The sequence below is a fragment of the Pantoea sp. B9002 genome (genome assembly GCF_013385945.1).
Classification (GTDB): Bacteria; Pseudomonadota; Gammaproteobacteria; order Enterobacterales; family Enterobacteriaceae; genus Pantoea.
Window position 1 is genome coordinate 116,231 of record NZ_JACAPA010000010.1, and the last position, 14,687, is coordinate 130,917.

Genomic DNA, 14,687 nt, shown 5'->3' on the forward strand with positions numbered 1-14,687 from the left:
CAAGCCGGGCAGGGAAGCCCGGTTCATCTCCGGCAAAGATCGTGATAAACTTGCGCGGTTTTCTGCCCGCTCATCCGTTGAGGTACTTCTGAACACGCCGGCACAGCTCTCATTGCCACTCTATTTACCCGATGATGAAACCTTCGCCAGTTTCTGGCCGGGGGAAAACGCGTCTCTGCTGGCGGCGCTGCAAGGCGCACTCTCTCAGCAACACGGTAGCTATCTCTATTTCTGGTCGCGCGAAGGCGGTGGCCGCAGCCATCTGCTGCATGCAGCCTGTGCGGAACTCTCGGCGCGCGGCGAAGCGGTGGGCTATGTGCCGCTGGATAAGCGCACCTGGTTTGTGCCGGAAGTACTGGAAGGCATGGAGAATCTGGCGCTGGTGTGCATCGATAATATCGAGTGCATCGCGGGCGATCCGGAGTGGGAAATGGCGATCTTTGATCTCTACAACCGCATTCTGGAAATCGGTAAAACGCGTTTGCTGATTACCGGCGATCGACCGCCGCGTCAGCTGAATCTCGGCTTACCGGATCTGGCTTCACGCCTCGACTGGGGACAGATTTATCGTTTGCAGCCGCTCTCTGATGACGACAAATTACAGGCGATGCAGTTGCGTGCAGGATTGCGTGGTTTTGAGTTGCCGGAAGATGTCGGGCGCTTCCTGCTGAAACGCCTCGACCGTGAGATGCGCACGCTGTTTGATACGCTGGATCGTCTTGATCGCGCCTCTATCAGCGCGCAGCGCAAACTCACCATTCCTTTTGTTAAAGAAGCGCTGGAGCTTTAAATAATCTCCAGCACTGCTTCTGGCGGACGACCCATACGCGCCTGTTCGCCATTGATCACAATCGGGCGTTCGATCAGTTTCGGATGATCCACCATCGCCTGCAGCAGATGATCCTCGCTTAACTCGCTGTTTGCCAAAGCCAACTCTTTATACAGATCCTCTTTGCGACGCATCAGTTCGCGCGCGCAGTGCATGCCGAGCAGTTGCAGCAAGCGTTTTAGCGTTGGCACGTCGGGCGGCGTTTCAAGATAGAGCACCACTTCGGGCTCGATACCGTTCTCCTGCAACAGCGCCAGCGTTTCGCGGCTTTTGCTGCAGCGCGGGTTGTGATAAATGCTGACCATAGTTTGGGCATTCCTTTGAATGTTGAAACCGGCGGTCGCCATGAATGGCGTAATGCCGATCAGTTAAGCGCCGTATCAAATCACCGCACCTTCCGTAGCGGCGCGATTTATCGCGCAATGAATTGCGCCGCTACAATATGTGCTCTCGGTAATTAAGGATTTTCATGTCTTAACTGACGAGCATTACGCCATAAATGGCGACCCTACAAATCTAGCCTTTCTGATAAACCTTAAAACGCTTCTGCAGTTCACGGAACTGGTCGATACGTGCGTCATAGCGCGCCTGCTTCAGGCTGCCGAGCGGTACCTGCGCGCTGGCGCTGCTTAAGGTAGAGATCGCCTGATCAAGCTGCCCATTCAACGCCAAACCTTCCGCGCGCGCCGAAAGTTCTTCATCGCGCAAACCCTGCGCCGCAGATGCCTGCGCCAGCAGATCAAAGGCGTTAACATCGTCCGGATGGGCAAAGGTGTAGCGATTGAGGATGCGGCTGGCGTTGGCAGGCTGTTTCGCTTCGACATAGGCGTTAGCCAGGTTCAGCTGCAGCACCGGATTGGTGTTGCTGCCTTTGGCGCTGCTCAGCATGGTGATCGCCTGCTGCGGCTGATTCAGGCCGATGTCGATATCGGTCATGATATCGAGGAACCAGACGTTATCCGGCTGTTTGGCCAGCAGCGGGGCGATCACCCGTTTGGCGCTATCAAAGCTTTTAGCCTGCAGGAACTGCACCGCTTTACCGTACTGCGCCGCCTGCTGCTCGCGCACGTTGCCTTTGGCGTATTCATTCAACAGATCATCGGTCAGCTGATTGCGACCGGTAGAGTACATGCCGAGCGAGCGCACTTTCGCCATGTAGAAATCCTGCGACGACTGCACCACCACCGGACGCATCTGATTAGCGCGGTTACGCGCATCGGCAAGGCGGCTGTCGGGCAACGGGTGCGTCAGCAAAATTTCCGGCGGCTTGGAGGAGAAGCGGCTCTGATCCGCCAGCTTCTGCAGGAAAGTCGGCATCGCTTGTGGATCAAATCCGGCACGTTGCAGCACCTGAATACCGATGCGGTCAGCTTCCTGCTCGTTGCCCTGGGTAAAGCTGATAATGCCTTGCTGCGCGCCCGCCAGCGTACCGGTCAGTGCCGCCATGCCCGCTTGCGGACTGGCCATCGCCAGCAAAATCGACCCCAATGCGCCCACCCAGGTCAACGGCGCAGTGCGTCGCTGCTCTTCCATGGCGCGCGCCAGATGGCGCTGCGTGACGTGCGAGATTTCGTGCGCCATCACCGATGCCAGCTGGCTTTCGTTATCGGTGTAGCGGAACAGCGACGAATGCAGCACCACGTTGCCGCCAAAGAAGGCGAAGGCGTTGAGTTCGTCGTTCTGGATCAAAAAGAAGTGGAACGGCGTGCGGACCGAGTTGGCATGCGCCACCAGTCGCTGACCGAGTTCATTAATGTATTGATTCAACAGCGGATCGTTAATCAGTGGCGCACTGGCGCGCAGCTGGCGCACGTAGAAGTCGCCCATCTGCAGTTCCTGATTAATCGAAAGCGTTGAACCTGCTGTGGTGCCCATGTCGGGCAGCGTATCACTGACGTCAGCGCGCGCACTCAGCGCAGGCGTCAGCAGCAGCGTAGGAATAAGGGCCGCCAGCACTGATTTTTTCAACCGGTTAAACATGCCTTGATCCTGTAAAAGTCACCCGAAATTGGACAGGTAAGTGGTTCAAATGTTCTGCACTATTTTCCATTTGCGTAACGCGCTCTATCTTAACCAGACTGCAGCGACAAGCAAACGATGAAGATTCATGGGCTTTAAATGAAAAAATGGTTACAGCACGACGAAATTGCAGCAAAAAATTGAATAGCACGCCGCGAGATAAACAGGCTTCTTCACCCGCAAAAGTTAAAGTTACGTAAAGTTGCTCAAAATTATTGAATTTGGCATGAACTTTTCCAGGTTTACTCTGAAAAGCGGCAGCAAATCAGCAGTTTTGGCCCGCTTTATCCATCAGTGTTTTTAATCGTGCAGACGATGTGCAGGGCATGTTGCACAGTTATCATCGGACAGATTTTAAACGCACGTAAACTTATACTCTCTGCATTAGGCGCACAATTTCACGGCCACTCATTTCTCAACTCTTGCTAAAGCGACAATCGAAGTCCTTTTTCAATTAACCCTGCTAATTATTTTTCACGCAATGAAAACGCCGGACAGCCCGTCACTACAGGACTTTTGCCTTGCTCACGCTGTGGTATAGATAAGGCACTTTATTCAAACGGACTGTGAATTGACGCGCAGTGTAAGCCGGAGAGTTTTTATGCGTTCTGTAGTTTCATACGCCCTTATCGCGATTGTCGGTGGCTTTGTTGGCGCCACCGTGAGTAAAGGTGATGACCTGTATCAGCGTGTTGTCAGCCATTTTTCCTCTGCACCCACCGATCCCGACGGCTTCTGGAGCACGCCCGCCGTCGACGGCTACGGCAAAATCCATTACGAGCCGGATGCGGCTTTCAAACCGGTGGTCGGTTTAAGCAACAAAGTGGTGTTTCAAATTACCCGCAGCGAAGGGGAGATGACGCGCCCAAATCTTGGACTGGAACGCGTGGCGCGCGTGGTCAATCTCTATATCGCTTCGGGCGTGCCGGCTGACGACCTGCATTTTGTGGTGTCGGTCACCGGTGATGCGACGCCTGCAATGTTGGATAACGCGCATTTCCAGCAGTTCTACAAAGCGGACAACCCCAATCTGGCGCTGATCGGCGCACTGAATAAGTTGGGTGTAAAGGTTTCCGTATGCGATCAGTCGGTGGCGTTCCATCACTTCCCGAGAGAGTGGATTGACCAATCGGTGATTCATGCACTCTCCAGCCCGACCACCGTGTCGACGCTGGAAAATCAGGGTTATGCACTTTTACAGATGTAAATCTCAGGCACAGGAGAAGTGAAATGCGTCCAGCATCCTATATCGTTATTGCGGCTCTGGCAGGTTTTGTCGGCGGCAATGTATTACAGCTCCCCGATTTGGTCGACAAGGTCAGCGACAAATTTGCTGATAAGAAAAGTGAACCGGCTGATTTCTGGAGCACGCCGGCTATCGACGGTTACGGCAAAATCCACTTTGTGAATGTGCCGGACTACAATCCGGCCACCACGCCAGGATTGAGCAATAAAATCGTCTTCCAGATCAACCGTAATGAAGGGGATATTCATCAGGCCAACCTCGGGCTGGAGCGCGTGGCGCGCGTCACCAACCTCTATTACGCGGCGGGCGTACCGCTCGATCAGCTGAAATTTGTGGTGTCGATTAACAGCGATGCGGTTCCTGCGGCGTTGAATAACGATCAGTTCCGCAAAACCTACGGCACCGATAACCCGAATCTCAAGCTGATTGATGAGCTGAAAAAAGCCGGCGTGAAGGTGACCATTTGCGATCAGTCGGTGGCTTTCCATCAGCTGGAGCGCAACTGGATCGATACGCGCGTCACCCACACGTTGTCGAGCGGCACCACTGTGGCGTCGCTGCAGAACGAAGGTTACGCCTTCCTGATGCTCTGATTCCTGCCTGACAGCAGTTCGCGCTGCTGTCATCTCGCTGTCATTTATCCGCGATGTTGCTGTCACAGTTCGCCGCTACTTTAAGCGCCAATGAGATCGATCTCATTGGCACTTTACGAGGCGAACATGTCCGATTTAATCAGCGTGGCCAAACTGGCTGGCGTTTCTCGCGCTACCGCCGCACGCGCATTCTCTGATCCGCACCTGCTGCGTGCTGACACGCTGGAAAAGGTGTTAAGCGCCTCTGAGCAGCTCGGCTTTCGCCCCAATCACATTGCCCGTCAACTGCGTACCCAAAGTTCAACCACCTTCGGCGTGCTGCTGCCGTCGCTGCTGAATCCGATTTTCGCCCGCCAACTGCAAGCGATGGAGCGTCAGGCGCGTGCCGCCGGTTACGGTCTGCTGGTGGCAACCAGCGATTATCAGCCCGAGCGGGAAGCGGCGATTGTGGAGCACATGCTCAACCAGCGCGTTGCCGGTTTGGTGCTCACCGTCGCCGACGCCGATAACAGCGCCATCCTGCATACGCTGCATCAAGCCAGCATGCCGTTTGTCCTGACGCATAACGTGCCGCAGGCCACGCACTGGCCCGCGATTTGCGTCGATAACCGCCAGGCGATGCAGCAAGCCACCGAGCATCTGCTGCAGCTCGGCCATCGCCACATCGGCATGGTGGCCGGTCCGATGCTGCAATCGGATCGCGCCCGTCTGCGCTATCAGGGCTATTGCGATGCCATGCAGCAGGCCGGATTGCGCGCGCTGCCGGTACTCGAAATGCCCAGCCATACCCAATCTGATTTCGCGCTGCTGCAGCCGCAGCTGAGTGGCGACACGCCGCTGAGCGCGGTGATCTGCACCAACGATCTGCTCGCCATCAGCCTGATTGGTGCTGCGGCGCGCGCCGGTGTGCGCATTCCGCAACAGCTGTCGGTGATGGGTTTTGATGGCATCGATATCGGCGAGCACATCGCGCCGTCGCTGGCGAGCGTGAGCCAGCCAGCCGACATGCTCGGCGCCGGGGCGATCGACATGCTGTTACAACAAGCCAGCCGCGGCACGCGCGTGCTGCCACATCGATTAAGGCTCGGCGCCAGTATCGCCGCGCCAGCAACCACTTTTTCTTCCATTGCCAATATCAGGGAACCATCATGAAAAAAGTCACAATGATTGCCGGGGCGCTCGCACTGACCGCCGGCTCGCTGTTCAGTTCGCTGGTGCAGGCCGCCGATACGGCGATCTGCTACAACTGTCCTCCCGAGTGGGCGGATTGGGGAACCCAGCTTAACGCCATTGCCAAAGACACCGGCATTCAGGTGCCGCAGGACAACAAAAACTCCGGCCAGGCGCTGGCGCAGCTGGTGGCGGAGCAGGGCAATCCGGTGGCAGATGTGGTTTATTACGGCGTCAGTTTTGGCATCCAGGCGGACAGCGCCGGTGTCATCAGCGCCTATAAGCCCGCGCATTGGGACGAGATCCCAGCCGGAATGAAAGATCCCGACGGCAAATGGGTGGCGCTGCACTCCGGCACCATGGGCTTTATGGTTAACGTCGATGCGCTGGGTGGTGCGCCGGTGCCGCAATCCTGGGACGACCTGCTGAAGCCTGAATACAAAGGCATGATTGGCTATCTCGATCCGGCTAGCGCCTTTGTCGGTTACGTGGCGGCCGTGGCGGTCAACCAGGCGAAGGGCGGCAACATGCAGGATTTCACGCCCGCGCTGACGTGGTTCAAAAAATTACAGGCTAACCAGCCAATCGTACCCAAGCAGACTGCTTACGCGCGCCTGATCTCCGGTGAGATTCCGATCCTGCTCGACTACGACTTCAACGCCTATCGCGCCAAGTATAAAGATCACGCCAATGTCGCCTTTGTGATACCGAAAGAGGGCACGGTGACGGTGCCGTATGTCATCAGCCTGGTGAAGAACGCGCCGCACGCAGACAACGGCAAGAAAGTGATCGACTACGTGTTGTCGGATAAAGGTCAGGCGATTTGGGCGAATGCCTTCCTGCGCCCGGTGCGCACCTCGGCGATGTCAGCAGACGCTAAGAAATTCTTCCTGCCAGACAGCGATTATGCGCGTGCGCAAACCGTGAACTATCAGCAGATGGCCGATGCGCAGAAAGCCTTCTCGGCGAAATACCTGAGCGAGATTCGTTAATGTCGATGGCTGACACTCTGGCGGCCTCGCGCCGCCAGATACTTACGCAACCGGGCAGCCGCTGGCTGTGGCTGACGCTGCCCGTGCTGCTGTTCTTCTGCGCTTTCTGGCTGCTGCCGTTTGCCCGCCTGCTGCAAATCGGCATGCAGGACGATCGCAGCACCCAGCATAGCGGTTACTGGACGGTGATCACGCAACCGCACTATCTGCTGAGCTTGCTGAACACCGTGCTGCTGTCGCTGGCGGTGACGCTGGTGACGTTACTGATTGCCGCTATCGTCGGCTGCTTTCTGGCGCGTCAGCGCTTTGCCGGGCGCGGCACCTTGCTGGCCTTGCTGACCTTCCCGCTGGCATTTCCCGGCGTGGTGGTGGGTTTTCTGGTGGTGATGTTGGCCGGACGTCAGGGATTGCTGGCACAAATCAGCATGAGTTTGGTGCATGAGCGCTGGACGCTGGCCTATTCGCTGGCGGGTCTGTTTATCGGTTACCTCTATTTCTCGCTGCCGCGCGCCATCGTCACGCTGGTGGCGGCCAGTGAAAAACTCGATCGCTCGCTGGAAGAGGCGGCGCGTTCGCTCGGTGCCAGCCAGTGGCGCATCACCTGGGATGTGATTGTGCCCGGCCTGCAACCGGCGCTGCTCTCCACCGGCGCACTGTGCTTCGCCACCAGCATGGGCGCTTTTGGCACCGCCTTTACGCTCGGCACCGATTTGGCGGTGCTGCCGCTGACCATTTACGGCGAGTTCACCAACTACGCCAACTTTGCCACCGCCGCCGCGCTGTCAGTGTTGATGGGCGGATTCGCCTGGCTGGCGCTGATGCTGGCGCGCCGTCTGGCGCAGGTTAAGGAGGCACAATCATGAAACGTCGTGGACTGTTTAGCCTGCAACTGCTGATCACCGCCATCACCGCGCTGTTTATGATCGTGCCGGTGGTGCTGTCGATGCTGGCGGGCGTCACCAATAACTACTTCATCGGCCTGCGCAGCGGCTTCACGCTGAAGTGGGTGGAGCAAGTGTGGCAGATGTACGCCGATACTTTCTGGCTGTCGCTGCTGATCGCGCTGTTCTGCCTGCTGGTCACCTTGGTGATTGGCGTACCCGCCGCGTGGGGATTGCTGAAAGCGCCGGGCCGCTGGGCGGCGCGTATTGAAGAGTGCTTGATGCTGCCGGTGGCGCTGCCCGGCCTGGCGACCGCGCTCGGCATCATTCTGCTCTACGGCCAGTTTTCCGGCCTGCGTGACAGCTGGCTGTTTATCCTGATTGGTCACGTGCTGTTTACCTTGCCGTTTATGATGCGGCCGGTGCTGGCGGTGATGCAGGCGGTGGATATGCCGCGCCTGGAAGAGGCGTCGGCCAGCCTCGGTGCCAGCTTGTGGCAGCGCTTCTTTACCGTGGTGGTGCCGAACTGCCGTAACGGCATTCTCGCCGGCGCTTTTATGGTGATCACGCTGTCGGTGGGCGAATTCAACATCACCTGGATGCTGCATACGCCGCTGACCAAAACCTTGCCGGTTGGCCTTGCCGACAGCTACGCCTCAATGCGGCTGGAAGTGGGTTCCGCCTACACGCTGATTTTCATTCTGATGATTCTGCCGCTGCTGCTGATGCTCAATGCCGTGAATCACTGGCTTAACCGCGCGGTCTCGCGCCAACACAAGGAGGCAGCATGAATCCTGCGGCCGTTACCGTGACGCTGCGCGGCTGCGCACGTCATTTTAATCATCATCAGGCGCTGCAACCGCTTGATCTCACCGTGCATGCCGGCGAAACGTTGGTGCTGCTGGGGCCGTCCGGCTGCGGCAAAACCACCACGCTGCGCATTATCAGCGGGCTGGAGAGCTGCGATGTCGGCGGCGAAGTGTGGTTTGACGATCGCAACGTTACCGCTTTACCGATTGAAAAACGCAACGTCGGCATGGTGTTCCAGAACTACGCGCTGTTCCCGAATCTCAATGTGGCCGGGAACGTGGCGTACGGCCTGAAAGTGCAGGGCGTGGCGCGTGCCGAACGGGAAGCGCGCGTGCAGGAGATGCTGGCGCTGGTGGATCTCACCGCGCTGGCGCAGCGCAGCATCGACAAACTCTCCGGCGGCCAGAAGCAGCGTGTGGCGCTGGCGCGCGCGTTAGCCGCGCGGCCCAAAGTACTGCTGTTTGATGAGCCGCTGGCGGCATTGGATGCGCGCCTGCGCGATCGTCTGCGTCTGGAGATCGGCGCGCTGCTGAAGAAACTGGCGATCACCGCCGTTTACGTGACGCACGATCAGCAGGAAGCGATGGCGCTCGGCGACCGTATTGCGGTGATGGAGCAGGGACGTTTGGTGCAGATCGATACGCCGCAGAATATCTATCAGCATCCGGCGTCAAAATTTGTCGCCGATTTTGTTGGCGCGATTAACTGCGTGGATGTCGATACGCGCGGCAATCCGCAACGTTTCTGCCGCCCGGAAGATGTGCTGCTGGCCAGCGATGGGCGCTATCCGCGCCAGGGTTTTATCGTCGCCAGCACCTTTTTGGGCGCGTCGCAGCGGCTGATGATCGACATCGGGCTGGCGACGCCAATTCAGGTGGATCGCCACGCGCGTGAAGCCTGGCATGCCGGACAAGCAGTGAGCTGGACGCTGGCGCAGGACGCCGCGCTGCAGTTTTCATAATGCCATTGTGTCGGCGCTGAAATTGATTGCCGCAGGGTTCGTAGCGGCGCGATTCATCGCGCAATAAATTGCGCCGCTACGAACCGTAAGCGTTGTGATAGCGGTGGCTAACAAATATTACGCTGCAATTTTTGCAGCCGGAGAAACTTTATTGTGTCTGAAGTAATGACGCTCATCGCGCAAATCAGCGATTTACACATCAAGGCCAACGGCCGTTTATCCTATAAAAAAGTCGACACCCAAGCCGCGCTACTGCGGGTGATTGAGACGCTAAACCGCCTTGCGCCGCGCCCCGACATGGTGGTGATTACCGGCGATCTGGTCGATTTCGGCACCGCGGAAGAGTATCAAACGTTAAAGCAGGCGCTGCGTCAGCTGCAGCTGCCATTTCTGCTGATGCCGGGCAACCACGACGATCGCCAGGCGCTGCGTGCGGCGTTCCCGGATCATCACTATCTGCAGCGCGGTGAAACCCTCAACTGGCAGATGCAGGTGAAAGGCGTGCAGCTGCTGGCGCTCGATTCCAGCGTGCCACAGCAGCCGTGGGGCTATGTGGATGAAGCGCAGCTGCACTGGCTTGATGAGCAGTTGCAGCGCCAGCCGCAGTTGCCGACGCTGGTGATGCTGCACCATCCACCGTTTCTCTGTGGCATAGAACATATGGATAACCAACCGCTGCGCAATCCGGCGGCGCTGGCGGCGATTATTCAGCGCCATCCGCAGGTGGAACGCGTGCTGAGCGGCCATCTGCATCGTTCGGTGCAGGCGCGTTTTGCCGGTACGCTGGCGTGCGTGGCGCCGGGCGTATCGCATCAGGTGGCGTTTGATCTCGCGGATAAGGCACCGGCAAATTTTGTGCTGGAGCCGCCCGGTTTCCTGCTGCATCGCTGGCAGGCGCAGCAGGGCATGAGCACCCATTTGTGTGCCATCGGCGATTATCCCGGTCCGTGGCCGTTTTACGATGCCAACGGTTTGATCGATTAGCGCCAGCGCAGAGAAAGAATTGTGTGTGGCTGACAGGATGCTTCGTGCTCAATTTGCGTTGGAGGTGTACAATCGCCGGTTAGCTCACCAGGGCAAGTGCATCCAACTATAACAAGACTGTCAGGCACACATATCGATGAATCTACTCACTAAGGCCGGTGCGCTATGCTAACGCGCCTGCGGCCAAAAACTGACCTGCGAACGCTGATCGCGCTGTTGGCGATCACCAGCATCGTCATCACCCTTGCCAACACGCTTTACGCCACCTGGCGCGTGCAACGCATGGTCCTGATCGAAAGCACCTTGGAAGCCAATCGCGCTTACGCCACCAAACTGGCGGCGACGACTGAGGTCTTCTTTCAGCTGGCTCAGTCGCAGCTGCACTACAGCGCGATGCAGTTGGGCAATGATTTTGATGATGCCGACCTGGCGCAGCAGGAAGTGAACCGCCTGCGTGAGCAAACTAACAGCTTCAACTCGGTGGCGGTGGTGGACAGCAACGGCATCGTGAAAGCCATTTCACCCGAATCGCTGATGCTGAAAGGCATGCAGCTCACCAGCCAATCTTCGCGTGAAGCGCTGGCGCAGCGTCAGCCGATGGTCAGCAAACCCAGCATCTCCGCCGCTAATAACCTGATTGTGTTTGTCTCCTGGCCGATCTGGAGCAAAGACGGACGTTACCTTGGCTACGTCGGCGGCACCATCTATCTGAAGAAGAAAAGCATCCTCAACGCGCTGCTCGGCGAGCAGTTCTATCGCGATGGCACCCATGTTTACGTGCTGGATCGCAATAATCAGGTGCTGTATCACCAGAATACTCAGCTGATTGGCAAAAGCGTGCCGGGCATCGTCAGCGATCGCCAGCGTGAAGAGAAAAGCAACGGCGAAGTGCAACTGACGGAAGAGGGCGTGCCTAAGCTGGCCGGTTACGCCATCGTGCCCACCACCGGCTGGATGGTGGTGGCGCTGAAACCCACCGATGTCACGCTGGCGCCGCTCACCGGCTTGCTGCTGAAAGTGTTGAAAAACTCGGTGCCATTTGCGCTGCTGACGTTGCTGGTGGCGGTAATTCTGGCGCGTCTGATTGCGCTGCCGCTGTGGCAACTGGCGCGCAAAGCCAGCCAGATGGATTCCCAGGGCGTGTCGAGCGAGATTGGCGGCATTCGCGCCTGGTATTTCGAAGCGGCGCAGGTCAAACGCGCGCTGCTTACCGGCATTGGTTTAGTGCAGGACAAGATTGGTCGCCTGAAATCGGAAGTGCAGAGCGATCCCATGACCAATCTGCTTAACCGCCGTGGCCTGAGCGCGGTGCTCGACTACTTCGCCACCATGCGCCAACCGTTCTCGGTGCTGGCGCTGGATATCGATCACTTCAAACGGGTCAACGATACCTTTGGTCATGACGTCGGTGATGAAGTGATTAAACATGTGGCGCGAACCTTACGCAGCAGCGCACGTCAAACCGATGTGGTGTGCCGTAACGGCGGGGAAGAGTTCCTGATGCTGCTGCCTGCGACGTCGGTTGAGGATGCGCGCATTCTGGCCGAGCGCGTGCGTATCAGCATTGCGGAAAACTGGATTGATCAGGTTGGCAATGTCACGCTGTCGGTGGGCATTGCCGACTGGCAGCCGGAAAGTGGTTCGCAGGAGCAGAGCCTCAAGCAGGCCGATGCCGCGCTCTATCAGGCGAAAAATGCTGGACGCAACTGCGTGATGATCTCCGGTCAGGATGCGTTGGTCAGTAGCATTACGCATTAACCCTCCATATCATGCACGTTCCGTAGCGGCGCAATTCATTGCGCAATAAATTGCGCCGCTACAGAACGTACGATTTCCTGTCTTGTTTCAAGGATGTTTTAATGCTCGTTCTGCTTTATCAATGGTACAAACGCCGCTTCAGCGATCCACAGGCCATCGGGCTGCTGGTGATTCTGCTGGCGGCGTTTTGCATTCTGTTCTTCCTCAGCGGTTTGCTGGCTCCGCTGCTGGTGGCGTTAGTGCTGGCTTATCTGCTGGAGTGGCCAACGGTGCGCTTGCAGCGCGTGGGCTGTAGCCGAACCTGGGCAACCAGCGCGGTGCTGGTGGTGTTTGCGGGCATCTTGCTGGTGATGGTGCTGATTGTTGCGCCGGTGGCGTGGCAGCAGGGCATCAACCTGACGCGCGACCTGCCCAACATGCTGAATAAGCTCTACGTGTTTGCCGCTGGCTTGCCGAAGCGTTATCCGGCGCTGGTTGATGCCGGCATCATCGATATCATCGTCGAGAACCTGCGCAGCCGTCTCACCGGCCTCGGCGAATCGCTGGTGAAGTATTCGCTGGCGTCGCTGGTCGGTTTGATGACGCTGATGATCTATCTGGTGCTGGTGCCGCTGATGGTGTTCTTCCTGCTAAAAGATAAAGAGCAGATGCTGAATGCGGTACGCCGCGTGCTGCCGCGCAATCGCGGTTTGGCCGGCGTGGTGTGGCAAGAGATGAATCAGCAGATCACCAACTATATTCGCGGCAAAGTGCTGGAGATGGTGGCGGTGGGCTTTGTCACCTGGCTGGCGTTCCTGCTGCTCGGCCTCAACTATTCGCTGCTGCTGGCGGTGCTGGTCGGCATATCCGTGTTGATTCCCTATATCGGCGCGATGGTGGTGACCATTCCGGTGATCGGCGTTGGTCTGTTCCAGTGGGGATTGGGCAGCGATTTCTGGACCATGATCGCTATTTATCTGGTGATTCAGGCGCTGGATGGCAACGTGCTGGTGCCGATTCTATTCTCTGAAGCGGTTAATCTGCATCCGTTGGTGATCATTCTGTCGGTGGTGATTTTCGGTGGGATGTGGGGATTCTGGGGCGTGTTCTTTGCGATTCCGCTGGCGACGCTGGTGAAAGCGGTGGTGCGTGCGTGGCCGGAAACACCGGCGCTCGAGGAGCCGCGCGCAGAGTAAAAGAAAGCGGGTGCGACTAGCGCACCCGTTTACATCAGGCTGACTTCAGATAATCCAGCACGATGTCGTGGTGATTGGAGGTTTTGAAATCGTCGAACACTTTCTCAACGTTGCCGTTGGCATCAATCAGGAAGCTGATGCGGTGAATGCCGTCGTAGGTTTTGCCCATAAAGGTTTTCTCACCCCAGACGCCAAACTGCTCGCACACCTGATGATCTTCATCCGATAACAGCGTGAAGTTCAGCAGCTCTTTATCGGCAAAGCGTGACAGCTTCTCCGCTTTGTCGGTGCTGATACCCAGCACAACAACGCCCTCAGTTTTCAACTCATCCATGTTGTCGCGCAGACCGCAAGCCTGCACGGTGCAACCCGGCGTCATGGCTTTCGGATAGAAATAGACCAGAACGCGCTGTCCCTGGAAGTCGGCCAAATTTACTTGTTCGCCGTCCTGATCGGGCAAACTAAATTTCGGTGCGGTATCACCGGCTTTCAGTGGATTCATCACAACTCTCCATTTTTTTTACATGCTGTGGGTAATACACCATCAAGAGCAAAAGTGCCAGGTGGTGTTTACCGTCAGGGTTATTTCACAACACGGTTTGCCGCAGCGGCAGAGTGTGTGGCGAAATAACCCGGAGCCTGATTAAACGGTGCTGTCAGCATCGTCGGTGACACTATAAAGACGAATTGAGCCTTGTGCATGCAGTTCTTCGCACAACTGATTGAAAGCCTGCTCGATTGGCGCACTGAACTGATTGGCCGGGCTGTGTGCCGTTATTTGAATATAGAGCGTCGGTGCCACGCCATCCTGCGCCGGTTTAATTCTCGACACCAGTTCGGCAATGTTCATCTGATGTTTATCGAACAGATCGGTGAAGCGCTCAATGATGTGCGGTGAATCCGGCACTTCAATCTGCACCCACACCGTGGCGGGCATCGGTGGCGTGGCGCGCGCATTGGTGCGCTTCATCACAATCAGCAACTCCAGCTCGGCACCTTTCATCGGCAGCGTCGATTCAATCAGGGTTATCGCGTTCCAGCTACCGGACAGCAGCATGATAAAAGTGAACTCATCGCCCAGCATCGCTAAACGGCTGTCTTCGATATTACAGCCGCAGCTGCTGACGTGGCGGGTGATGGTATTGACGATACCCGGACGATCAACGCCCAGTGCGGTGATCACCAGATGGTGAGGCTGTGACTGCGACAAAATGGCATTTCCTGTACGTTCGCTAATAACTATAAGGTAAACATAAAAAAAACTGCTGA

Annotated in this window: 15 protein-coding genes; 11 read left to right on the forward strand and 4 right to left on the reverse strand. The window is 57.1% G+C overall.

Annotated elements, in window-relative coordinates:
* Positions 1-88 precede the first annotated feature (88 nt).
* A complete protein-coding gene (gene hda, locus HX773_RS07675) occupies positions 89-790 on the forward strand; it encodes a DnaA inactivator Hda (RefSeq protein ID WP_036619769.1) in 702 nt (233 codons plus the stop codon).
* Here the strand turns inward: hda and arsC are convergent.
* Entirely contained in the window at positions 787-1,134 is a 348-nt protein-coding gene (gene arsC / locus HX773_RS07680; RefSeq protein ID WP_176971074.1) for an arsenate reductase (glutaredoxin), read from the reverse strand. The genes hda and arsC overlap by 4 nt on opposite strands.
* Positions 1,135-1,345: 211 nt before the next feature.
* Positions 1,346-2,809, reverse strand: coding sequence for a M48 family metallopeptidase (locus tag HX773_RS07685; RefSeq protein WP_176971075.1), 1,464 nt, complete (start codon positions 2,807-2,809; stop codon positions 1,346-1,348).
* A 640-nt stretch (positions 2,810-3,449) separates the two neighbouring features.
* On the opposite strand from HX773_RS07685, the gene HX773_RS07690 reads away from it, so the two are divergent.
* The 10 genes from HX773_RS07690 to HX773_RS07735 all read left to right on the forward strand — a co-directional run bounded on the left by HX773_RS07690 (position 3,450) and on the right by HX773_RS07735 (position 13,418).
* Positions 3,450-4,055 (forward strand): DsrE family protein, encoded by a 606-nt coding sequence (locus HX773_RS07690; RefSeq protein WP_176971076.1) that lies wholly within the window; start codon positions 3,450-3,452, stop codon positions 4,053-4,055.
* A 23-nt stretch (positions 4,056-4,078) separates the two neighbouring features.
* The gene (locus HX773_RS07695; RefSeq protein ID WP_176971077.1) at positions 4,079-4,687 is read left to right on the forward strand and encodes a DsrE family protein; all 609 of its coding nucleotides are present in this window, start codon (positions 4,079-4,081) and stop codon (positions 4,685-4,687) included.
* Between the two features lie 126 nt (positions 4,688-4,813).
* Positions 4,814-5,839, forward strand: coding sequence for a substrate-binding domain-containing protein (locus tag HX773_RS07700; protein WP_176971078.1), 1,026 nt, complete (start codon positions 4,814-4,816; stop codon positions 5,837-5,839).
* Positions 5,836-6,849 (forward strand): ABC transporter substrate-binding protein, encoded by a 1,014-nt coding sequence (locus HX773_RS07705; protein ID WP_176971079.1) that lies wholly within the window; start codon positions 5,836-5,838, stop codon positions 6,847-6,849. The genes HX773_RS07700 and HX773_RS07705 overlap by 4 nt, the downstream gene beginning before the upstream one ends.
* The gene (locus HX773_RS07710; protein WP_176971080.1) at positions 6,849-7,712 is read left to right on the forward strand and encodes an ABC transporter permease; all 864 of its coding nucleotides are present in this window, start codon (positions 6,849-6,851) and stop codon (positions 7,710-7,712) included. The genes HX773_RS07705 and HX773_RS07710 overlap by 1 nt, the downstream gene beginning before the upstream one ends.
* Positions 7,709-8,521 carry an ABC transporter permease gene (locus HX773_RS07715; protein ID WP_101763519.1) on the forward strand — a complete coding sequence of 271 codons (813 nt, stop codon included), beginning with the start codon at positions 7,709-7,711 and terminating at the stop codon, positions 8,519-8,521. The genes HX773_RS07710 and HX773_RS07715 overlap by 4 nt, the downstream gene beginning before the upstream one ends.
* Positions 8,518-9,501, forward strand: coding sequence for an ABC transporter ATP-binding protein (locus HX773_RS07720; protein WP_176971081.1), 984 nt, complete (start codon positions 8,518-8,520; stop codon positions 9,499-9,501). The genes HX773_RS07715 and HX773_RS07720 overlap by 4 nt, the downstream gene beginning before the upstream one ends.
* Before the next feature lie 165 nt (positions 9,502-9,666).
* The gene (locus tag HX773_RS07725) at positions 9,667-10,485 is read left to right on the forward strand and encodes a phosphodiesterase (RefSeq protein WP_218168185.1); all 819 of its coding nucleotides are present in this window, start codon (positions 9,667-9,669) and stop codon (positions 10,483-10,485) included.
* 165 nt (positions 10,486-10,650) lie between these two features.
* Complete coding sequence (locus tag HX773_RS07730; protein WP_176971083.1) at positions 10,651-12,243, forward strand: sensor domain-containing diguanylate cyclase; 1,593 nt, start codon at positions 10,651-10,653, stop codon at positions 12,241-12,243.
* A gap of 101 nt (positions 12,244-12,344) precedes the next feature.
* Complete coding sequence (locus HX773_RS07735) at positions 12,345-13,418, forward strand: AI-2E family transporter (protein WP_176971084.1); 1,074 nt, start codon at positions 12,345-12,347, stop codon at positions 13,416-13,418.
* A gap of 34 nt (positions 13,419-13,452) precedes the next feature.
* Here the strand turns inward: HX773_RS07735 and bcp are convergent, their stop codons facing one another.
* Together bcp and HX773_RS07745 are read right to left on the reverse strand one after the other, a co-directional pair.
* On the reverse strand, positions 13,453-13,920 hold the full coding sequence (gene bcp, locus HX773_RS07740) for a thioredoxin-dependent thiol peroxidase (protein WP_176971085.1): 468 nt from the start codon (positions 13,918-13,920) through the stop codon (positions 13,453-13,455).
* Between the two features lie 141 nt (positions 13,921-14,061).
* Positions 14,062-14,628: a glycine cleavage system transcriptional repressor gene (locus HX773_RS07745; protein WP_218168177.1), complete on the reverse strand. Its 567-nt coding sequence runs from the start codon at positions 14,626-14,628 to the stop codon at positions 14,062-14,064.
* Positions 14,629-14,687 lie beyond the last annotated feature (59 nt).